This is a genomic window from Micromonospora sp. KC213 (genome assembly GCF_004348325.1).
Classification (GTDB): Bacteria; Actinomycetota; Actinomycetes; order Mycobacteriales; family Micromonosporaceae; genus Micromonospora.
Genome location: NZ_SMKF01000033.1, coordinates 20,056 through 40,197, shown reverse-complemented (window position 1 = coordinate 40,197; position 20,142 = coordinate 20,056). Strand labels below are relative to the sequence as shown.

The 20,142-nt window shown below is 71.5% G+C and carries 21 protein-coding genes and 1 pseudogene; 13 read left to right on the top strand and 9 right to left on the bottom strand.

Annotated features, from left to right (window positions below):
• Nucleotides 1–160: 160 nt before the first annotated feature.
• Nucleotides 161–994: a class I SAM-dependent methyltransferase gene (locus E1166_RS10295; RefSeq protein WP_132337901.1), complete on the bottom strand. Its 834-nt coding sequence runs from the start codon at nucleotides 992–994 to the stop codon at nucleotides 161–163.
• A 127-nt stretch (nucleotides 995–1,121) separates the two neighbouring features.
• Between E1166_RS10295 and E1166_RS10290 the strand changes: the two genes are divergently transcribed.
• From E1166_RS10290 to E1166_RS10260, 7 genes are all read left to right on the top strand, one after another.
• On the top strand, nucleotides 1,122–2,192 hold the full coding sequence (locus tag E1166_RS10290; protein ID WP_132337899.1) for an LCP family protein: 1,071 nt from the start codon (nucleotides 1,122–1,124) through the stop codon (nucleotides 2,190–2,192).
• A 283-nt stretch (nucleotides 2,193–2,475) separates the two neighbouring features.
• Nucleotides 2,476–3,852, top strand: a complete 1,377-nt coding sequence (locus E1166_RS10285) for a sugar transferase (RefSeq protein ID WP_207914150.1) — start codon at nucleotides 2,476–2,478, stop codon at nucleotides 3,850–3,852.
• Nucleotides 3,849–5,132, top strand: coding sequence for a hypothetical protein (locus tag E1166_RS10280; protein WP_243710284.1), 1,284 nt, complete (start codon nucleotides 3,849–3,851; stop codon nucleotides 5,130–5,132). The genes E1166_RS10285 and E1166_RS10280 overlap by 4 nt, the downstream gene beginning before the upstream one ends.
• Nucleotides 5,133–5,134: 2 nt before the next feature.
• The gene (locus E1166_RS10275) at nucleotides 5,135–5,986 is read left to right on the top strand and encodes a glycosyltransferase family 2 protein (RefSeq protein WP_132337895.1); all 852 of its coding nucleotides are present in this window, start codon (nucleotides 5,135–5,137) and stop codon (nucleotides 5,984–5,986) included.
• On the top strand, nucleotides 5,983–7,065 hold the full coding sequence (locus E1166_RS10270; protein WP_132337893.1) for a glycosyltransferase family 4 protein: 1,083 nt from the start codon (nucleotides 5,983–5,985) through the stop codon (nucleotides 7,063–7,065). The genes E1166_RS10275 and E1166_RS10270 overlap by 4 nt, the downstream gene beginning before the upstream one ends.
• Nucleotides 7,066–7,106: 41 nt before the next feature.
• The gene (locus E1166_RS10265) at nucleotides 7,107–8,021 is read left to right on the top strand and encodes a glycosyltransferase (protein ID WP_132337891.1); all 915 of its coding nucleotides are present in this window, start codon (nucleotides 7,107–7,109) and stop codon (nucleotides 8,019–8,021) included.
• Complete coding sequence (locus tag E1166_RS10260; RefSeq protein ID WP_132337889.1) at nucleotides 8,021–8,866, top strand: glycosyltransferase family 2 protein; 846 nt, start codon at nucleotides 8,021–8,023, stop codon at nucleotides 8,864–8,866. The genes E1166_RS10265 and E1166_RS10260 overlap by 1 nt, the downstream gene beginning before the upstream one ends.
• Nucleotides 8,867–8,943: 77 nt before the next feature.
• On the opposite strand, the gene E1166_RS10255 is transcribed toward E1166_RS10260, so the two are convergent.
• From E1166_RS10255 to E1166_RS10235, 5 genes and pseudogenes are all read right to left on the bottom strand, one after another.
• A complete protein-coding gene (locus tag E1166_RS10255) occupies nucleotides 8,944–10,608 on the bottom strand; it encodes an O-antigen ligase family protein (RefSeq protein ID WP_132337887.1) in 1,665 nt (554 codons plus the stop codon).
• Between the two features lie 165 nt (nucleotides 10,609–10,773).
• Entirely contained in the window at nucleotides 10,774–11,016 is a 243-nt protein-coding gene (locus E1166_RS10250; RefSeq protein ID WP_132337885.1) for a type II toxin-antitoxin system RelE/ParE family toxin, read from the bottom strand.
• Entirely contained in the window at nucleotides 11,013–11,312 is a 300-nt protein-coding gene (locus tag E1166_RS10245; protein WP_207914147.1) for a type II toxin-antitoxin system Phd/YefM family antitoxin, read from the bottom strand. Before E1166_RS10245 ends, E1166_RS10250 begins: the two co-directional genes overlap by 4 nt.
• 83 nt (nucleotides 11,313–11,395) lie before the next feature.
• Nucleotides 11,396–11,651, bottom strand: a pseudogene (locus E1166_RS10240) (hypothetical protein).
• Nucleotides 11,639–11,857 carry a hypothetical protein gene (locus tag E1166_RS10235; protein WP_132337883.1) on the bottom strand — a complete coding sequence of 73 codons (219 nt, stop codon included), beginning with the start codon at nucleotides 11,855–11,857 and terminating at the stop codon, nucleotides 11,639–11,641. The pseudogene E1166_RS10240 and the gene E1166_RS10235 overlap by 13 nt, the downstream one beginning before the upstream one ends.
• 411 nt (nucleotides 11,858–12,268) lie before the next feature.
• Here E1166_RS10235 and E1166_RS10225 point away from each other — a divergent pair, with 411 nt between their 5' ends.
• The 4 genes from E1166_RS10225 (at nucleotide 12,269) to E1166_RS10215 (ending at nucleotide 14,657) form a co-directional block, all read left to right on the top strand.
• Nucleotides 12,269–13,123: a helix-turn-helix transcriptional regulator gene (locus tag E1166_RS10225; RefSeq protein ID WP_132337879.1), complete on the top strand. Its 855-nt coding sequence runs from the start codon at nucleotides 12,269–12,271 to the stop codon at nucleotides 13,121–13,123.
• Nucleotides 13,120–13,308, top strand: coding sequence for a DUF397 domain-containing protein (locus tag E1166_RS10220; protein ID WP_132337877.1), 189 nt, complete (start codon nucleotides 13,120–13,122; stop codon nucleotides 13,306–13,308). Before E1166_RS10225 ends, E1166_RS10220 begins: the two co-directional genes overlap by 4 nt.
• Nucleotides 13,309–13,485: 177 nt before the next feature.
• Nucleotides 13,486–13,800: a hypothetical protein gene (locus E1166_RS31920; RefSeq protein WP_243710283.1), complete on the top strand. Its 315-nt coding sequence runs from the start codon at nucleotides 13,486–13,488 to the stop codon at nucleotides 13,798–13,800.
• Nucleotides 13,800–14,657: a DUF4037 domain-containing protein gene (locus E1166_RS10215; RefSeq protein ID WP_243710282.1), complete on the top strand. Its 858-nt coding sequence runs from the start codon at nucleotides 13,800–13,802 to the stop codon at nucleotides 14,655–14,657. The genes E1166_RS31920 and E1166_RS10215 overlap by 1 nt, the downstream gene beginning before the upstream one ends.
• Nucleotides 14,658–14,844: 187 nt before the next feature.
• Here the strand turns inward: E1166_RS10215 and E1166_RS30850 are convergent, their stop codons facing one another.
• Complete coding sequence (locus E1166_RS30850) at nucleotides 14,845–15,276, bottom strand: hypothetical protein (RefSeq protein WP_165944306.1); 432 nt, start codon at nucleotides 15,274–15,276, stop codon at nucleotides 14,845–14,847.
• Here E1166_RS30850 and E1166_RS10205 point away from each other — a divergent pair.
• The gene (locus tag E1166_RS10205; RefSeq protein WP_132337875.1) at nucleotides 15,250–16,866 is read left to right on the top strand and encodes a hypothetical protein; all 1,617 of its coding nucleotides are present in this window, start codon (nucleotides 15,250–15,252) and stop codon (nucleotides 16,864–16,866) included. The genes E1166_RS30850 and E1166_RS10205 overlap by 27 nt on opposite strands.
• Nucleotides 16,867–16,875: 9 nt before the next feature.
• On the opposite strand, the gene E1166_RS10200 is transcribed toward E1166_RS10205, so the two are convergent.
• On the bottom strand, nucleotides 16,876–18,153 hold the full coding sequence (locus tag E1166_RS10200; protein WP_132337905.1) for a hypothetical protein: 1,278 nt from the start codon (nucleotides 18,151–18,153) through the stop codon (nucleotides 16,876–16,878).
• Nucleotides 18,154–18,289: 136 nt separating this feature from the next.
• Nucleotides 18,290–19,189, bottom strand: coding sequence for a 2-hydroxyacid dehydrogenase (locus E1166_RS10195; RefSeq protein WP_243710281.1), 900 nt, complete (start codon nucleotides 19,187–19,189; stop codon nucleotides 18,290–18,292).
• Nucleotides 19,190–19,272: 83 nt separating this feature from the next.
• On the opposite strand from E1166_RS10195, the gene E1166_RS10190 reads away from it, so the two are divergent.
• Complete coding sequence (locus E1166_RS10190) at nucleotides 19,273–20,130, top strand: MurR/RpiR family transcriptional regulator (protein ID WP_132337871.1); 858 nt, start codon at nucleotides 19,273–19,275, stop codon at nucleotides 20,128–20,130.
• Nucleotides 20,131–20,142 lie beyond the last annotated feature (12 nt).

Sequence of the window (20,142 nt, the reverse complement as noted above, 5' to 3'; positions counted from 1 at the left end):
GGGTCGTGGGGCGCGCTGCCGTCGGTCACGTCGGTCGATGCTGCCGGACCGGGGGTGGGCGGACAAGCGGGCTAAGCGAAAGCTAAGACAGTCTCCCTCGATCGTGACTCGGCGGCGCGGCGGCGATCACGGGGAGCGACATGCGGGCGGCGGTGGGCGGTCACCACGCGACACCGATTCCGTCGCCCGGGTACCAGTGCTCCAGTGGAGTTTCCTTGTACGCCAGGAAACGGCGGCCGGTGCGTTCGGCGTGTTCGGCCAGGACGTTGGTGACGGTGACGTTGTCGGTGAGCAGGATCGCTCCGGCGGCGAGTTTCGGTTCGACCGCCTCGAACTCCCGCTTCTCGTGGGCCCGGCTGTGGTCGCTGTCGTGCAGGAACAGGTCGACCGGGCGGTCGAGGGCGGCGATGGAGGCGATCGAGTCGCCGATCACCAGGTCGATCACGTCCGACCAGGGCGCGCTGCGGGCGAGGTAGCCGGCCTCGGGGTTGATGTCCAGGGAGGTGAGCCGGCCGGGATGCCCTTCGGCGGCGTTGCGCAGCAGCGCGGCGGCGAGTACGCAGCTGCCGAGTCCCTTGTCGACGCCGGTCTCCACGACGTGTCCGGGTCGGGTGGCGCGGACGATGGCGTACCAGCCGATCCGGCGGGCGTACCGGACCTGCTTGTCGGCGAGGCCGCGGCGCGCGGAGCCGGCGGTGGCCCGCTCGATGTGGCCGCGCAGCGTGTCGTCGGACTCGATCTCGTCGAGATAGGTCCGGACCTGTTTGATCGGGACGTCGCAGACGACGCTGACGAACCAGGCGAGGTGCTGCCGGCTGAGCTTGGTCAGCTCGTAGGTGTAGTTGTGGTGTTCACGGGAGGTGAACAGCCACCGGGCGGTGGTACGGATGACCTTGGCGTCGTGCCGGGCGACCCGGGCCAGCCGCTTGGGGAAGGCGGCGACCGGTGCGAGGCGGGTGCGGGCGATGGCCCGGCGAAGCGTCGTTGCGTCCACCCGTGGGTTTGTACCAGGCGAAGAGGGCTTTCGGCGAGAGCCACCTCGATTCGGTCGACCGTGTGGTCGGGGCTGACCGTCCGGACGAGGGTCACCACGGGCAAACGTGAATCAGTAGCATCGCGCCATGTCCGATCGCCAGCAGCTCGCCGATCCCGATCCGCGCCTCGCGTCCGATGTGGAGTCGGATGCTCCGGCGGCTGCCCCGGCTCCGCGTCGTCGTGGGCGGCGGATCACCCTGGTCGTGCTGCTCGTGCTGGCGTTGCTGTCCGGCGGCGGGGTCCTCGCGGCCGGGCTGTACTACCGTTCGGTCGACTCCTCGATCGAGCGGGTCGAGGCGTTCGAGGACGTGCCGCAGGAGTCGCGTCCGCAGGCGGAGGCCGCGGCCGGGGGCGCGCTGAACATCATGATCCTCGGCAGCGACTCCCGCGACCAGGAGAACGCCGGCGGGTCCCGCAGCGACACCATCATCCTGGCCCACCTCACCAGGGACCGGTCGAGTGCCCAGCTCATCTCGATCCCCCGGGACACGTGGGTGCACGTGCCCCGGTCGAAGAGTGGGCGCGGCGGCCGAGACGCCAAGATCAACGCTGCCTACGCGTGGGGCGGCGTCCCGCTCATGGTCCAGACCGTGGAGAAGTTCACCGGGGTACGCGTCGACCACGTGACGATGATCGACTTCGCCGGTTTCAAGGAGATCGTCGACGCGCTGGGTGGCGTCGAGGTCGACGTGGAGAAGGACTTCACCACGAAGTACTCGCTCGACCCGAGCGGAAGCCGGACCTTCGTCAAGGGCCGGCAGACCCTGTCCGGTGCGGCCGCGCTGGACTACGCGCGCGAGCGGCACGCCTTCGCCGACGGTGACTTCGCCCGGATCCGCCACCAGCAACAGGTGATCAAGGCGATTCTGGACAAGGCGGCCTCCGGCGGCGTGCTGACCAACCCCGGCAAGCTGAACTCGTTCGTCCGGGCCAGCACGAACGCGGTGGCGGTGGACAAGTCGCTGTCCCTGGTGGACCTGGCCATGAAGCTGCGTCACCTGAGGAGCGACAATCTGACCTTCGTCACCTGCCCCAGCCGGGGGACGGGCCGGGTGGGCAGCGAGAGCGTCGTCTTCGCGGACACGGCGAAGGCCGGTCGCCTCTTCGACGCGGTTCGCCGCGACGACGTATCCGACATCATCGCTGTCGGAAAGTAGGAAAGCCTTTCACCTCGCCGGCTCTGGTGGGTGCACGGCTGCGCTCGTATCCTTCGATCGCCTCCGGCGTTCGTATGTCGCCGGGGGTCGTCACGGGGGAGGATCGGCCATGTCACGCCTACCGGCGTCAGGTCACCCTGCTGCGACCGCCATCCACCTCGACGGGCCGGCACAGCAGTCAGCGGAACCGATGGACGACCCGACCGGCGACGCAGGGCTCCGCCCGGGCCATCCGGCCGCCCGGCTGGCGGCGGACCCGCCCGCCGCCGAGCGGCAGTCCGGGATGGACACCACGGCCGTCCTGCCGTACGCCGGTTCGCGGGCCTCGCGGCGTACGCGCCGGTTGCGGGCCTGGATGCTGGCGGCCCCCCTGGACGTGGTCGCGCTGCTCGCTCCGCTGCTGGTGAGCCAGAACTACTGGCGCGGGACGCTGGTCAACGCCGCCCTCACCGTGGCCTTCTTCGCCGCGGGCGGGCTCTACCGGCCCCGCCGGCACGTCGGCTTCCTGGACGAACTGCCCAGCCTCGGCGGTCGGCTGCTGGCGTCCGGGGCCGTGGTGGCGATCATCGCGGCCGAGCGCCACGACTCGGTGCAGTACGTCAGCGGTTTCATGCACGGCGTGGCGCTCTCCGCCGGTCTGGTGATCGTGGGACGCGCGTTCAGCCGCACGGTGCTCCTCGTCGCGCGGAAGCGCCGGTGGGTGGAGCACAACGCCATCATCATCGGCAGCGGCCCGATCGCGGTCGAACTCGCCCGGCTGCTGCGCCGCTACCCGCAGTACGGGCTGCGGTTCGTCGGCTGCGTCGACACCACGACGCGACCGGGCACCGCCGCGCTTCCACTGATCGGCACCCTCGCCGACCTGGCGCAACTCACCAGGGTGCTGGACTGCGAAGTGCTGATCATCGCGGATCCGGACTGTCCGGAGTCGGCCCTGATGGACATTCTGCTCCAGCCCACCACGGCCCGCTGCGACCTGTGGGCGGTGCCGCGGCTGTGGGGTTCCCGGTCCCACGGCGGCTATCCGGACCACGTCGGCGCGATTCCCATTGTCAAGATCGGCGACACCACGCTCTCGGGTCCACGGTGGGCGGTCAAGCGCGCCTCCGACCTGCTCTTCGCGACCGCGGCGCTGCTCGTCCTGAGCCCGGTGCTGCTGCTCTGCGCGGTGGCGACGTTCCTGGAGGGCGGCCGGGGCATCTTCTTCCACCAGGAACGGATCGGCCGGTACGGAAAGCCGTTCAAGGTCATCAAGTTCCGTTCGATGCAGCCGGTCGACGAGCAGGAGTCCCGGACGAACTGGTCCATCGCGCACGATCGACGGGTCGGGCCGGTCGGCCGCTTCATGCGCCGTACGTCGCTGGACGAGCTGCCGCAGCTCTGGAACATCCTGCGCGGCGAGATGAGCGTCGTCGGGCCCCGGCCCGAACGACCGTACTTCGTGGAGAAGTTCTCGGTGGAGTACCCGCGCTACGCGATGCGCCACCGCGTGCCGGTGGGGCTCACCGGGCTGGCGCAGGTCAGCGGCCTGCGCGGGGACACCCCGATCTCCGACCGGGCACGCTTCGACAACTACTACGTCGAGAACTGGTCGCTCTGGCTCGACATCAAGATCGTGCTGCGTACGGTGGCGGAAGTGTTCCGGGGTGGTGGGCGTTGACCGGCCCCGCCCCGCGCGCCGCCGTTCACGACGGCGACCTTCGGGCCGAGAGCGTGCCGCCGCCGGGCGAGAGCGCGCCGCCGCCCGTCGCACGGCTGCTGCGGCGGCTCGTCGCACCCGAACTGCTCTACCTCGCCGCCCTCGGCCTGACCGGCGTGGCGGCGGTGGTCTCGGTTGCCCTGCCTGCCGCCGAGCGCGGTGAACTGGCCGCCAACATGGTGGCCGCGACGCTGGGCGCGGCCGTCGGCGGGCTGTCACTGGACACGTTCCTGCTGTCCCGCCCGGCCGGCTGGGTCGCCTCCCGGGGCCGGGCACGGGTACTGGCCATGCTCGGGGTCTCGGTCCTCCTCTCCGGGGTCGCCGCCGCCGGGCTGACCACGGCGGCCGGCCTCGGCAGCCACCTGGTCGGGGTGGGCTCGGCAGCCGGCCTGACCGTTTTCAACACCGTCTCGTCGTTCGCGCTGCGACGCCGCAGCTTCCGGCTCGTCTACGCGATGCGCGCCGCGAGCGGGGCGGTGCTGGTCGGTGGCTACCTCGCCCTGCACGCCGTCGGCCGGCTCGACGGCAGCCTGTGGAGCCTGGTCTGGCTCGGCGTCCAGTGGCTCAGCGCGCTGGCCGTCTGCGGCCTGGTGCTGGTGACGCTGCGGCGGGCCGGAGCGTTCCCGCCGCCCTCGGCCACCGGCTCGGACCACCGCGCCGACCTGCTCGCCGTCGGCAACCTGCACCTCGGCATCTTCGCGCAGATGATGACGCTGCGGTTCAACCAGATCCTGGTGGCCCGGTTCGTCGGCGCCGGACCGCTCGGCGTCTACGCCCTGGCCGTCGCGGCCCTGGAGTTCGCGCAGGCCGGTGCCGTGGTGCGCGCGCAGCGCATCCTCGCCGACCGCGACGGCGCGGACGGGCCGGACCCGACCAGGGCGGTGGTCCGGGCCGCCGCACCGATCGCCCTGGCCGCCGTCGTCGGGCTCGCCGTGCTGGGCCACCTGCGACCGGAGTACCGGCACGCCTGGCTCCTCGGGCTGCTGCTGCTGCCTGGTTCGCTGGCCACCGCGGCCGGCAAGAGCTGGAGCGCGCTGTTGTTGAAGCGGCGCGGCGAGCGGGCGACGACGACGGTCGCCCTCGTCACGGTGGCGGTCGCGATACCGGCCTACTACGGGATCATTCCCTGGGCCGGCGCGGTCGGGGCGGCGCTCGCCTCCTCGCTCGCCTACGCCGTACACGCCTTCGCGTCGAGAGCCAGCCTGCGGCGCGAGCCGCCGCCGAGTCAGGAAACGGTGTGACAATGGATGTCTCGATCGTGGTTCTCGCCTGGGAGGACTTCACGCGGACCCGCGCCTGCGTGCTGTCGTTGCCCCGCGAGGCCGAGATCGTCGTGGTGGACAACGGCAGCTCCGAGCAGATCCGGCAGGCGCTGGCGGAGTTCTGCGCCGAGCAGGGCGTGACGTACGTGCAGTCCGGCTCGAACCTGGGCTACGCCCGGGGCATGAACCTCGGGGTACGCCACACCAGCCGGTCGAACGTCATCCTGTCCAACAACGACATCGTCGTACACGACGGTGCCGTGGCCCGGCTGCTGGCCGCCCTGGACGACCCCGGGGTGGGCGCGGCCTTTCCCGCCGTCCTGACCCCGCAGGGCGTCCCGCAGACCGAGGGCGGGCGTTTCCTGAGCGTGCGGGTCGGGTTGGCGCACGCCACCGGGCTGAGCCTGGTGGCGCCGAGGCTACGGATCGTCGCGCCGCCGGAGCGGGCGGACTGGTTGACCGGGCCCTTCGTCGCCCTGCGCCGCGACACCTTCGACGCCATCGGCGGGGTGGACGAGACGTCCTACTTCTACTCCGAGGACATGCGGCTGTGCTGGGCCGTCCGGCAGCGGGGTATGCGGCTGGCGTACCTGCCGGACGCGGTGATCATGCACGAGGACGACGCCACGGCGAAGCGGCGCTGGTCGGAGGAGGAGATCTCGCGCCGGCGTACCCGGGAGTTCATCCGGGCCAGCCGGGACATGGGGGGCCGGCGCGGCCGGGTCGCCGCCACCGCGTACGTCTGCGGGGTGCTGCTGCGCGCGGCGGTCGGCGCCAATCCGGTACGGCGGGCGATCGCGCGCGGCGCCGTCGAAGGGCTGCGTGCCTCGTGAGGGTGCTGTTCGTCTGCACCACCGGCGGCTCCGGGCGACGGCAGCTCGGCGGCGCGGAACGGATCCTCACCGAACTCATCCCGGCGCACGCCCGGACCGGGGTGGAGGTGGTCGCCGCCACCTCCGACGACGAGGTGGGCAGGGCGTTGCGGGAGGCCGGGGTGCCGTGGACGGCGCTCGGTGCCCGCAGCCGGGTCGACCTGGCGTACGCGCGGCAGCTGCGCCGGCTGGTCCGCGAGGTACGGCCGGACGTGGTCTGCGCCCACCTGCTGTCGGCGGCGATGCACGCCCGGGCCGCGCTGAGCACCGAACGTGTCCGGACCCCTCTCGTGGTGACCCTGCACAACAGTCTCTGGCAGTACCGGGACACCGCGGGGTCGCTGCGGCAGCGGGCCATGGTCCAGTCGAACATCACCCTCGATCTGGCGCTGCGCCGGATCCGGCCGCACGCGACGGTGGCGGTCTCCGAGTTCGAGGCCGCCGAGCTGCGCGACCGGGGCGGCGTCGGTGACGTGTGCCTGATCCCGAACCCGCTGCCGGTGCGTTGGCCGGATCCGCAGCCGGTGGTCACGCCGGTGACCGGCCGGCGGCCGGTGGTCGGCTACCTCGGCCGGTTGGAGCGGGAGAAGGGCGTCGACCTGCTGCCCGAGCTCGCCTCGTGCCTGCCGGACGTCGACTTCCGGGTCGCCGGGGCCGGGTCGCTGCCGATCGCCGCCCGCCCGAATCTCGAACTCGTCGGCCGGGTCGACGCGGCGGACTTTTTCCAGCGCGTCGACTGCCTCGTGGTGCCGTCCCGGGTCGAGTCGTTCGGGCTCAGCGCGCTGGAGGCGCTGTCGCTGGGCGTACCCGTGGTGCACACCGGGGCCGGTGGCCTGGCGGAGGTCACCCGGCACGCCACCGGCACTCTGGCGTTGCGGGCCGATCCCACGCCCGCCGCGCTGGCCGACGCGCTCCGGCAGGCACTCGGCCCCGGGGTCTCGGCGGAGCAGCGGCAGCGGGTGGCGCGCTGGTACGCCGAGGAGTACGCCTTCGACCGGTGCGTCACGCGCTGGCAGAGCCTCTACCGGTCACTGACGTGACTTCGCCCCCAGCTGAGCAGGCAACGGAAGGCGGTGCCCGGGTGGCGCAGGAACTGACCATCGTCACGGTGCTCTACCGGTCCGCCCAGGTGCTCGCCGACACGCTCCCCACCTGGGTGCGCGCCGCCGAGGGGCTCCCGGTGCGGTTCGTCTTCGCCGACAACTGGCCGCAGGACGGCTGCGCGAAGGTGATCGACGGCTGCCTGGACACCGACCGGTACGACTACCTGCCCGACTCGTCGAACCCGGGCTTCGCCGCCGGCTGCAACCGGGCGGTGGCCGCCGCGCGGACGAGTCACGTCCTGCTGCTCAACCCGGACGTCTGGCTGCCCGACGACGCGCTGGCCCGCGTCTGCGCCGCGATCGCGGCGGATCCCGACGCCCCCGTCGCGGTGGGTCTGGCCATGCACGGCGGCGAGTACGCCGGCATCGACCTGCATCCGGTCTCGCTGTTCATCGACCGTCCCGCCACGATGTCGCGGGCTCCGCTCGGTCCCTCGGGCGGCGCGGCGGTGTTCCCCACCGAGCTGTTCGGACGGTTCGGGGGGTTCCACGAGCACCTGTTCGCCTGGGGTGAGGACGCCGAGTTGGCCTTCCGGCTCTACGCCGCCGGCGTACGCACCCGGACGATCGACGTGATGCTTCCGCACGCCGGTGGCCACAGCGTCGACGGCGACGACCGGCTCCAGGGGTTCCGGGCCTTCCTGCTGGCCCGCAACCGGCTCCTGGTCGCGGCCCGCACCTTCACCTGGCCGCTGATGCTCGTCGCGGTGCCGGTCCTCGCGGTGGCGCATCTCGCGCTGGCCGCCCGGCGGGCCCGACAGGGCCTGCTGCGACCGTTCCTGCGCGGGGTGGGACGCGGCCTGCGGGAGGGGCCGGCGGCCCGCCGCCAGTGGCGGGGCGAGCGGTTCGGCTTCGCCACCCTGTACGGCTATCTGACAGTTCGGAGAGCGTGATGGCGGGACACCGGTGGAGTGTCGTGACGGTCAGCTACCACTCGGCGGAGACGCTGCGCCGCTGCTGGCGTGCCGGCCCGAAGCCGTACGAGTGGATCGTGGTGGACAACTGCTCCACGGACGACTCGGTCGCGGCGGCGCAGGAGTTGGGCGCGCGGGTGATCCGGCTGCCGGAGAACGTCGGCTTCGCCCGGGCCAACAACGCCGCGCTGCGCGAGGTCACCGGCGACTACGTCCTGTTCGCCAACCCTGACCTGGAGGTCCGGCCGGACGGCCTCGACGTGCTGCGGCGGCATCTCGACACGCACGGCGGCCTGGTCGCTCCGCAGTTGCTCGCCTCCGACGGCGTGCCGCAGCCCAACGGCCGGGGCTTCCCGTACGCCACGGCGAAGCTGGGCAACCGCAAGGTCTGGCCGTTGTCCCGCCTGCACGCCGGGTACCGGATGGTGGCGGAACCGGGCGAGGCGCGCTACGTGGCCTGGGTGATGGGCGCGGCGGTCGCCGGCCGCACCGCGGACCTGGTCCGGTTGGGCGGCTGGAACGAGCGCTTCTTCCTCTACTACGAGGACCACGAACTCGGGCTGCGGGCGTGGCGCAACGACCTGCCGGTGGTGTTGCTGGGCGACGTGCGGTGGACGCATCACTGGGCCCGCGCCACGAACTCGCTGCGCTGGTCGCGGGCGCACAGCCTGGAGCTGCGCAGCGCCCGGACCTTCTTCGGCATGTTCCCCGAGTTCCTGTTCGGGTTGCCGCCGGCCGTCCGACGGCACCGGCAGGCGGCCCGGCTGATCGGGTCGCCGGTGCCCCGGCCGTCGGCCGCGCCCGATCCGACCACCGTGGGCTGACCTGGCCGCTCGGCGTCCGTCCGCAGGGGCGGACGCCGACGCTCACCGGAGCACGAGAGCTGCTGCCGGGCCGGGGCTCACCGAAACGCGGGGGCGGTCGCCGCGCCGGGGTTCGCCGGGCTGCGGCGACGCCCGCCGAGGGCCGGCAGCGGCCGGGCGGTCAGCGACGGGTGATCCGCCGCGCCCAGCGCCACCGCCAGCAGCGCCACGGCCACCGCCCCCGGCCACAGCCACACGTCGAAGAAGAAGACCTGCGCCGAGAAGCCCACCAGCAGGACGCGGGCCGGCACCGACCGCAGGTGCCGGTAGAGCACCACCAGCAGGGACAGCAGGGCGGCCAGGCCGATGAGGCCGAAGTTGTACCAGAAGGTCAGGTACGTGTTGTCGAAGACCTCGGCCTGACCGTCGCCGATGCCGACGTGCTCCAGGTAGCGCACGTTGGATTCCGGGCCGTTGCCGAAGACGACGGTGGACCAGTCCCGGGTGATGCCGTCCCAGACGACGCTCATCCGGGTGAAACGCGCGCCCGCGCTGGCCGGGTCGGAGATCCTCGACCCCGCCACGTCGACCGCGTCGACGGGCGCGCTGGGGCTCGGCGCGGGCCCCTGGGTGACGGCGGCCTCGGACTCGGGCGCGGGGGCATTCGAGGAAGGTGCCGGAGCCGCCGACGTCCGCGTGGGGGCCGCCGACGTCCGGGTCGGAGCCGCAGACGTCCGCGCGGGGGCCGCAGACCTCGGCTTGGCGGTCGCCGATGGGGGCGTGGAGGCCGCGGGCGTGGGTGCCGGAGCCGCCGAGGTCGGTGCGGGGGCGGCCACGTTGGATGCCGGCTCGGGTACGGCAGGAGTCAAGAAGGACGGGGCCACGGCCACGGCCGCGTAGGCGACCGCGCCGACGGCGACCGCACTGCCCACTCCCCGCAGGGAGAGGTTCCGCCACCGGAAGAACAGCCAGGCGGCGAGGGCGAGGACCATGCCCACCCAGGCGCTGCGGGTGCCGGAGAGCACCAGCCCCACCAGGTTGGCGGTGAACGGGACGTACCAGAACCGGCCGCGCAGGGTCAGCGCGACGAGCGCCATCGCCATCGCGAAGGTGCCGTAGATGATGGGGTGCCCCGAGAGCCCCACCGCCCGGGTGTTGTCGAAGGCGGAGGTGTACGTCCAGTGGTAGGCGAACTGGTCGAAGATCGGCCAACTGCGGGACAGGGTCTGGTACTTCGCGAAGACGGCGACGGCGACGCTGAACCAGGTGAGCGCCTCCGCGATCCGCCGGATCGTCCGTGGCTCACGGCGGGCCTCCTCCACCAGGTGCCAACCGAGTACGCCGTAGCACAACAGCGGCGCGAGGCCGACGACGACCGGCTTGGCACTGTGCCAGTGGACGATCCCGGCGAGCACGGCGCACGCCGGCAGCAGCAGCGCCACGCCGATCAGCTTCGGCTGCCAGCCGTCCCGTTCGGCGCGCAGCACCCGGCCCCAGCCGGCGAGGACGAAGAGGACCAGCAGCAGGGCGTACGTGGGGTTCGTCGGGTAGCCGGGGTCGATGGTCACCGGAACGGTGAAGGCGATGACCAGGGCGGCCCAGGTGATCCGGACCGGCTCGCAGAGCACCCAGCCGAGCAGGGCGCCGACACCGACCGCGAGCGCGAACTGCCACCTGCCCGCCACCAGGAACCCGACCGCCAGAGCGGCCAGTCCGGCACCACCGACGATACGGACAAGCTTGACTGCGGCAGACTCTCGCACCGTGCGATCGTACGGATCAGTCACCGCCTGCCGACAGCCGGTGCCCGGCGGCCCGTGATCGACGGTCCGGTGTGTTCCGCGCCCGTTCGGGTCCGATCAGCGGCACCTGGATCGCCGCTGTCGCCCCGGTTTCCCGATGGCGGGCGGTGGGGGGGCTGACGTGCGTTACGAGTAAACGTCCTTGCGGTGCCCGACAGCGTGAATGGTCAACTCGTCGTCGTCCAGACGGTAGAGGACACGATAGTCACCGACGCGCAACCGACGCCCGGAACCGTCACGCATCTCGGTCGAGTTCTGCGGTGCAGAATCGGAGACCAGACCGAGGATCGCGCTCAGGACGGTCAGGAAGACGTTGCGTGGCTGCTTGTGCAGCCAAACCAGCACGTCCCGGTCGATCTGAACCTTCACGCCGCCTCACCGTTGGCCCGCTCGGCCAGCAGCGCCTCAACCTCGCGTGGATCGACCCCGAGCGACTCCAGGGCCGCTGACAGCGGCACGAACTGCCCCTCGGCCCGGGAGCGGGCAATCACCGCAGCGTCCCTGCGGTCTCGGAACGCCTCGATCTCTTCCCACTCGTCGATGCCGATCAGCACGGCGACGGGTCTCTCGTACTTGGTGATGATGACCGGTTCGCCGGTTCGCTCGACCGCATCCAGCACCCGGCCTGCTCCGTCGCGGAACTCTCGCAGCGTAATCCTGGTCATGTACCGCACTGTACCACGCGGTACCGTTCGGCGCGGCTTCACAACCGCGCCGACGCCTTCGCTCTCTACCGACCAACTGCTCATCAAGTACGTCGCCGCTGTCGCCCCAGTTTCCCGATGGCGGGTGGCGGGGCGACCCGCAGTCCGGACTTCCGTACGAAGATCGACCGTCGGGCCACCGCTGCCCCTGGCGTTGAGCTGGTGGCCGTCGAGCCAGATCCACCCGTCGTAGGTGATCCAGTCGAGTACCCGGATCAGCCGGAAGTGGATCGGGCGGACGAACTGCACGCTGGCATCCCTGGTCACGTAGAGCAGGTCACCGGATTTCACGGCAGCCACCCGAGGAACCGGCGATGCAGCAGGCCAGCCGGAGCCCAGCCCATGTCCTGTGTGGCGGACACCAGGCACGAACCCAGGTAGAGCGCGAGGGACAGCGGGGCCTGGTCGTACTCGGCCAGCAACTCGCGACGGCGGGTACGGCAGGGCCAGGGGGCACCACACCCCGCGCACGTCCAGATCGGCAGGACCGGGCCATGCGTCGTCATCACACCTCCCCCGGCCAGTGCCCGCGATTGATCGGGATGCGGTGTCTCGCATGGCAGGGCAGGTCAGTCCCACATCGACAGACCCGCCGAACCTTCCGCCACGACCAGACCGGCCGATGCCTACGCGCCAGGGTCAGGGCCACCGCGATGACGTACTGGTCGTAGGTGACGCGCCTGTCCATCTGCCCCTCCTTGAGATGAGGGGCATGGCAGCCGGGCCACGAACGGTCATCCGACCACCACACCCGGTGCCATGGTTCACCGCCAGGACCGCCTATGCAATATTACATTTTGGATGAAACGAAAGAGAATCTTTCATCTTGATAGACTTCATTGCTAAGCGTGGCCGACAGGTGTTACATATCGAGCGCAGACTCCGCCCGGTATGTAGTCACGGAGAGGGAGTAGTCAGTGACGACGGACACCGGCTCAACAGTCCCGAGGCGTCAGCTCGGGCGGTATCTGCGGCAGCTCCGCGAGGAAGCGCGGATGACGGTCAAGGCGGCAGCCGACGCGTTGGAGTGGTCGACACCGAAGATCTGGCGCATCGAGACCGGCGCTACCTCGATGCGGTCCCTTGACGTCGAAGCAATGTGCCGGGTTTACCGAGCGTCACCAGAACTCACTGAGGCCCTGATGGGGCTCGCCAAGGAGACGAAGGGACGTGGCTGGTGGCACTCCTACGGTGATGCCATTCCCGAGTGGTTCGAGCTGTACGTAGGTCTCGAGGCCGCCGCGGCTCGTCTCCGCACCTACGAGGCGCAGCTTGTTCCCGGCCTCTTGCAGACCGAGGCGTACGCCACGCTCGTCTACGAGGTCGCGCGTCCAGAAATGACCCGGGAAGAGATCGAGCGAGGCGTAGCCGTACGTCTTGGTCGACAGGCGCTCCTGACCCGCGCCGCGCCGCGCGCCCCGCAGTTCGACGTATTGCTCGACGAGGTTGTCTTGCGGCGGGGCGTGGACGCGGACCAACTACAACGCCTGGTCACCGTCAGCCGGCAGCCGAATGTCTCGCTACGGGTAGTCCCGTTCTCTGCGGGCCTGCACCGAGGCAACATGTCCAGCGGCACGTTCACGATCCTTGACTTCGACGGGGGAGCCGAGCCCTCGATCGTCTACTCCGACAGCCTCACCGGCGCTCTCTACCTCGACAAACCCGGCGAGGTCGCCACGTACGACGAGGCGTGGGCCAGCATGGAAAAGCCGGCACTGAGCGAAGCGCAGTCCCGCAAACTCATCGCATCAATCGCGGAGGAACTGACATGACCACCCTCACCTGGAAGAAAAGCACCCGAAGCAACGGGGGCGGCAACTGTGTCGAGGTTGCCGTACCGCCTGAGGTCGTCATGGTCCGCGACAGCAAGGACCGGCAGGGGCCGGTGCTGTCCTTCACCACCGACCAGTGGGCCGGCTTCGTCCGGGGCATCAAGGCCGGCACCTTCCACGCTTGAGCAGCGTGATTCCGGCACGTTGAACGGGCACCGCCGGTAAGTTCTCTCGGCACCAGTGACATGCGCGCTGGCGGATCGTCACCATCACCGATATCGAAGATCGGCACCTTGTTTCGGTACCACAGCAGGGCAGCAATCTGGTGGCAGCCTCGATGTGCTGGCCCATACCGTGACTGGGTGCGGGCGTCGTTCATGCCGGGGTTGCAGCTGTGCGGGTTGTTCTACGCGGAGGCGGTGCGTCCGCTGCTGGAGGAGGCGTGCCCGGGTCTGCGGTACACGGCGGCGCGGCTCGGAGCGGGGTCGGAGGTGCTCGGGTTCGACACCGAACGGTCGGTGGACCATGAGTGGGGACCGCGCCTGGAGCTGTTCCTGACGGTTGACGACGTCGATCGGTACGGCGAGGCGATCTCGGCGCTGCTGGCGGCAAGGCTGCCGAAGCGGTTTCGCGGGTGGCCGACCCACTTCGAGCCGCCGGACGGCGGGTACGGGTGATGACGGCGACGGACGGGCCGGTAGCGCACGGGATCGTGGTCACCGATGTCGGCACCTGGTGTGCTGAGCAGCTCGGCTTCGACGCGCGGCGCCAACTGACGGTCCTGGATTGGCTGGCCACGCCGGGGCAGCGGCTGGCCGAGGTCATCGGCGGGGCGGTGTTCCACGACGGTATCGGCGAGTTGAGCGCCCTACGTGATCGACTCTCCTGGTATCCCGACGACGTGTGGCGCTACGTGTTGGCCTGCCAGTGGATGCGCATCGGTGAGGAGGAGGCATTCGTGGGCCGCGCCGCTGAGGCCGGCGACGAGGTGGGCAGCCGGGTGGTGGCGGCACGCCTGGTCCGCGAGGTGATGCGGCTGTGTCTGCTGCTGGCTCGTCGGTACCCGCCGTACAGCAAGTGGTTGGGCACCGCGTTTGTCGCGTTGCCGGAGACGGCGGGCATCGCCGCTGCCTGCGATACGGCGCTGACCGCCGACAGCGGCACCGCACGGCAGGCGGCGCTGTGCTCCGCATACGAACAGGTTGGCGACTGGCAGAACCGGTTGGGTATCGCTTCGCCGGTCGACGCCACCCGACGCCGGTTCTTCGACCGGCCGTATCAGGTCATCGACGCTGGGCGGTTCGCCGCCGTTCTGCTGGCCCGTGTCGACGATCCCGAGGTGGCCGCGCTGCCGCCGGTCGGTGCCGTGGATCAGTACGCGGACAGCACCGCCGTGCTGTGTCGACCCCAGTTGGCTCGTGCGTTGATGACAGCGGCCTGTCGCACAGGGCATCCGGGTCGGCGTCCGCGCGATGAGACCCGCCCCGGTCACCCTGATGGTCAGCGGCGCCAACGCGGAACTCTCGCAGCGTAATCCTGGTCAAGTACCGGGATGCGACGGCTGTCGCCGTCCGGGATGCCAGGGCACCTACGCGGACACGGCTTGGGCGTAGCCTCGGAACACCGCGACCCCGAAGGGACATCATGTTCTGGAGAATCGCCCAACACCTTGCCGGTGCCGGTGCTGCCTGGTTGGTGTTCGTCGTCGAGGCTGGCGTTGTCTACTTCGGACTGTTGGTGTTCGCTTCGCTGTCCGGTGCGCCGCTCGGCGGGCCACTCGCCGGGCCGTTGCTGGTGCTGCTTGCCGCCGGCTTGGGCGCCGTGTTGGTGCCGATGCTGTTCGTGCCGGCCAACGTCGCCGGAGAGGTTGCCGCGAAGAGCGGACGGCTGTTCATCAGGTTGCCGTCGCCGTCGCCGCCGTGCTGGCCGCGCTCTATGCGGCGCTCGTCGCGGTGGCCACCGACATGCCTGTCGGCAACACGCTGGTGGCGTGTCTGCTCAGCGCGGTGGCGGTGCTTTGTCCCATGGTGGTGTGTGTCGGCGTCACTCACGTCGCTGGAAAGATCAGGCTCGCCCGGGTGGGTTAGGGTGACGCCCGGCCGGTCGCCAGTCGGGATAGGGATCGCGTGGTCGCACACCTCGAACCAGCGCACGTCAGCGGGTCCGGCGCAGCCGTGGTCGCCGCGCCGAGGCCCCGCCCGACCGTCCGCGACGCCGCTGCCGTCGCGATCCTGCTCGAGCTGATCCTGGTCGTGCACGACGTCAAGACCATGCTGTCCGCCCCCTACTGGGTCGACGAGGCGTGGGTGGCGCTGTCCGTGCGGCTCCCGCTCGGCGACCTGCCGGTGACCACGTCGTCCAGCCCGGTCGGCTGGAGTTTCCTGCTGCGGCTGGTGCCCGACGCCGACCACCTGCGGGTGGTGCCGCTCGCGTTCCACGGGCTCGCGGTCGTCGGGGCGTACGCGTTCGGCCGGTCGCTGCGGTGGCCGACCGCCGGCCGGGGCATCGTGGCGGGCGTCGCCTGCGCCCTGGTGGTGCTGCTGCTGCCGGCCCAACAGGTCCGCCACGACCTCAAGCAGTACACCGCCGACGCCGCCGTCGCGGTGTGCCTGCTCGTCCTGGTCTCCTGGGCCGAGCAGGCGTGGTCGCGTCGACGGCTCGGGGTGCTCACCGCCGCCGTCGCGGTGGCCATGCTGGTCAGCCACGTGACGGCGATCGTCGGCCCGTGCGTTTTCGGCGCGCTGTTGCTGACCACGGCGAGCCGGCGGCAGTGGTCCCGGGTGGTCGAGGTGTCCCTGGCCGGGTCGAACGCCGGGATCATCGTCACCGCCGTCTACCTCGGCATCTCCTCCCGGGGGCGGAACGAGGCGATGGTGCGGTACTGGGCCGACAGCTTCCCCGACCCGGTGGAACTGCCCGGCTACCTTGGCGACCGGTTCGCCGACCTGTCCCCGCTGGTCGGTGCGCCCGGGCTGGTCGTCGCCGGGGCGCTCGTCGCGGGCACGGTGACCCTGGTACGCCGGGAGCGCCCCGCCACCGCACTGGCGGTGGTCCTGCTGCCGGTGGTGGTGAGCACGCTGGGGATCGCCGGGCTCTACCCACTGCTGGAACTGCGTACCTCGCACTTCCTGCTGGTCGCGGCGGCGGCGGTCGCCGGCGTCGGGATCGCGGGACTGGCGGACCTTGCCGTCACGCGGTTCGGCCACCGGCTGCCCCGGGCCCGACCGGCGGTGCTGGCCACTGCGGTCTGCGCGCTGCTGATCGGTCCCTACGCCATCGGCAACGGCCACTGGTACCGGTTCGACGGCAACGAACCAGGGCTATACTACACCGCCATCTCCGTGACGGACATCCGGTCGGCGACCGAATACGTGGCCGAGCACCGAGCGGGCAACGACGTCGTGGTCATGAACGACGCGGCCTGGTACGGCTTCGCGTTCTACTCCCGGCGCGAGCCGCTCGAGCTGGTCGCGCCGTACGGCAACACGGTGGGCTGGTCGGTCAGGATGCCCCGCCGGTCCGACGTGGTCGTGGTCGGCGGCCAGGACGCGGGCGGCGTACGCGGCGGCATCGAGCAGGCGGTGGAACTGGCCGGCCGGCGCGGTGCCAACGCCCGGGTCTGGTTGATCCGCTCGCACCTCGTCGGCGCGGAGCGGGACGCCTGGCGGCAGGCGCTCGCCGACTACCGGGTGGCGCAGGTCACTGACGGGATCGAGCCGGTCGCGCTGGTCAGCCGGGGCTGACCAGCCAGGTCAGCTACCCCGCCGCCACAGGTCCCGCAGGGCGTCCCAGTCGCCGCCGACGCCCTCCTCGCAGAGGGTCTCCACGTAGAAGGCACCCTCGATGTCGTCCCGGTCCCACCAGACGCCACAGATGGGCCGGCCGCCGTCGCCCTCGAACGCGTACTCGACGTAGCTGCCGCTCGCGCCGGTCACCCCGCCGGTCGTCCGGGTCGCCTCACGCATCCCCGGCGCCACCGTCGCGCCGGCCAGGTTGAGCTGCTGACGGTACGCGCGGGCGGTGTCCTTCTGCTTGCGGCCCTGGTGCAGCGCGAAGTGCAGCCACGCCCCGCCGTAGTTGCAGAAGACGTGCCGCTTCTCGTCGGCCGGCAGCTTCGGGGCACCGGCCTCCCCGTAGACCACGCAGCCGCCGAGGCGGGTCAGCCACGGCTCGGCCAGCGGTGCCAGTTCGCCCTCGAACTTCGCCTTGTTGATGGCGAACTGCTTCGCCTCGTACGGCGGCAGGGACGGGCTGGTCGACGGCCCGGGCGGGGCGGCGGTCTTGTCGGCGCCACCTCCCCCGAGGAAGAACCCGGCGGTGCCGGCGACCAGGGTGAGCACCAGCGCCACCGCGACGGAGATCCAGTCGCGTCGCCGCTTGGGTTCGGGGCGTACGGGGGCGATCCGGGGCCCGGTCGACGGATCGAACGGGTCGTACGGCGGCTCGCTGTCCTGCCGGGGGTAGGCCGGCGACACCGGCGGCGTCGAAATGGGGTGTGGTGGCGTGGAGACCGGGTGCGGCGGCGTCGAGATCTGGTGTGGTGGGGTGGAGACCGGCGGGGTCGACACCGGGTGCGGTGGGGTGGAGACCGGCGACGGCGACACCGGCTGGGGTGCCATCCCCTGGGTTGGGTCGCCCTGCACCGCCCACGGCATCGGCTGTGCCTGCTGCACCGGCGGCACCTGGTGCATCGCCACGGTGGCGTCGTCGGTCGCCTGCTCGCCGTGGATCTCGTGGCCCAGCGCGCGGAACAGGTGCTCGGCGCCGGGGCTGCCGTCGGCGACGTACGCGACCCACGGCGCGGTGGCCTCGAAGTCGGCGGCCAGGTACGGCCGGCCGCCCCCACCGGGCGCGGCCAGCGCGTCGGCCATGCCGGCGAACGCACGCCGCCAGGCCGGGTCCTCGGCCACCACCGGTTCGAGCACGGCGACGGTCACCAGCCGGTCCTGCCCGTCCACGGCCCACCAGGCCTTGCCGACCTGGCAGACGCCCATCATCTCGGTGAACCTGTACGGCCCCTCCGGCTGCATGCTGACTCCTCTGCTCACCCGCCCAGGGGATGGTACAGAGGACGCGCCCGTCCGTGCGGCGGCGCGGATTGCCGCATCCTGCGCCATCCGCACGCCGTGGCACCGCAGGATGCCGCAATCGACGCCGCCAAGGTCGCTACGGTCCGATGACGACGTTCGTGAGCGGCTTGCCGGTCGCGTACCGGCGGACCTGGTTGACCAGGAGTCGGCGGGCCCGGGGCGCCAACGCGGCGGTCAGGCCACCGACATGCGGGCTGATCAGAACGTTCGGCGCGGACCACAGTGGATGGTCGGCGGGCAGCGGCTCGGGGTCGGTGACGTCGAGAGCGGCGTGCAGCCGGCCCGCCTCGAGTTCGGCGAGCAGCGCCGCGGTGTCCACCACCCGCCCCCTGGACACGTTCACCAGCAGGGCGCCGTCGGGCATCCGGGCGAGGAAATCCTTGTCCACCAGGCCCTCGGTCTCCGAGGTCAGCGGTGTGGCCAGGATGACCACATCCGCCTGCGGCAGCAGTTCCGCGACGTCGGAGACCGGCCGTACGCCGGGGCGGGCTTTCCGCGCCACCCGGCTGATCTCCACCTCGAAGCCGGCGAGCCGGCGCTCGATCGCCGCGCCGATCGAGCCGTACCCGACGATCAGCACCCGGGCGTCGGCCAGCCCGGTCGACCAGCCCGTGGTCCAGCGGCCCTCGTCACCGGCGCGGACGAAGTCCGGCAGCCCGCGCCGGGCGGCGAGGGTGAGCGCCACGGCCAGCTCGGCGGTGGCCGCGTCGTGCACGCCCCGACCGTTGGCCAGGATCAGGCCGGGTCGCAGAAACGGCAGGACATGGTCGTAGCCGGCGGTCACGGTCTGCACCACGGCGAGCCGGGGCATCCGGGCGATCGGCTCGCAGAGGCGCGGATCGATGACCCCGTACGGGACCGCGAAGAACTCGACGTCCTCCAGGTTGTCGGGGACGGGCTGAGAGCCGTCGTGCAGCGCGACGTCGAGATCGGCGAGGTCGGCCACCGCGTCGGGGTGGGGAATCAGATAGCGCACGTCGACAAGCATGCCTGGCGGGCCCGGCGGGAACGCCGGCCGGACAGTTGCGTGGTGAAAGTTTTCATGCATAGAGTCTGCGCATGAATGAAAGCGCTGCCGTGGCGGTGCCGACCGAACGGGTGCGCGACCTGTTCCACGGCGTGCGGCTCACCCCCACCCAGCGCCGCATCGCGCACTGCCTGGTGCAGCACGCCACCGCCGTGTCGTACCTGTCGGCCGCCGAGGTCGCCGAGCTGGCCGGGGTGAGCCAGCCCTCGGTGACCCGGTTCGCCATGGCGCTGGGCCACGACGGCTACCCGGCGCTGCGCCGCCGGCTGCGCGAGCTGACCACCGGGTCCACCGGCGGCGGCAGCAGCGACGACGGCAACGAGCTGCAACAGGCGGTCCGGGCCGAGATGGCCAACCTGGACCGGCTCGCCGGCGAGCTGGCCGACCGGGGTCGGATCGCCGAGGCGGGACGGCTGCTGGCGGTGAGCCGGCCGCTGCCGGTACTGGGGCTGCGTGCCGCCGCGCCGCTGGCCGCCTACTTCGCCTACTTCGCCGCGAAGGTGCACCCCGACGTGCGGGTGCTCGACGACGGCGGAAGCCTGCTCACCGACCGGCTGGAGCAGGCGGCGGCGGCCGGGGCGAGCGCCCTGCTCGCCTTCGTCCTGCCCCGCTACCCACGGGAGACGTTCGACGCGCTGCGGGAGGCCCGCGCCGCCGGCCTGACCGTCGTCGCGATCACCGACTCGCCGGTCAGCCCCGCCGCCGACCACGCCACGCTGGTGCTGCCCGCCGCCGTCGGCACCGGTCTCGTCTTCGACCTGCACACCGCACCGATGGCCCTGGCCATGGTGGTCCTCCAGGCGATCTGCGACGCCGCACCGGCCGACACGCAGGCCCGCCTGGAGGCGTTCGAGTCGTCCGCCGCCCGTCGTCAGTTGTTCCTCGGCTGAGAGGAGTCGAAA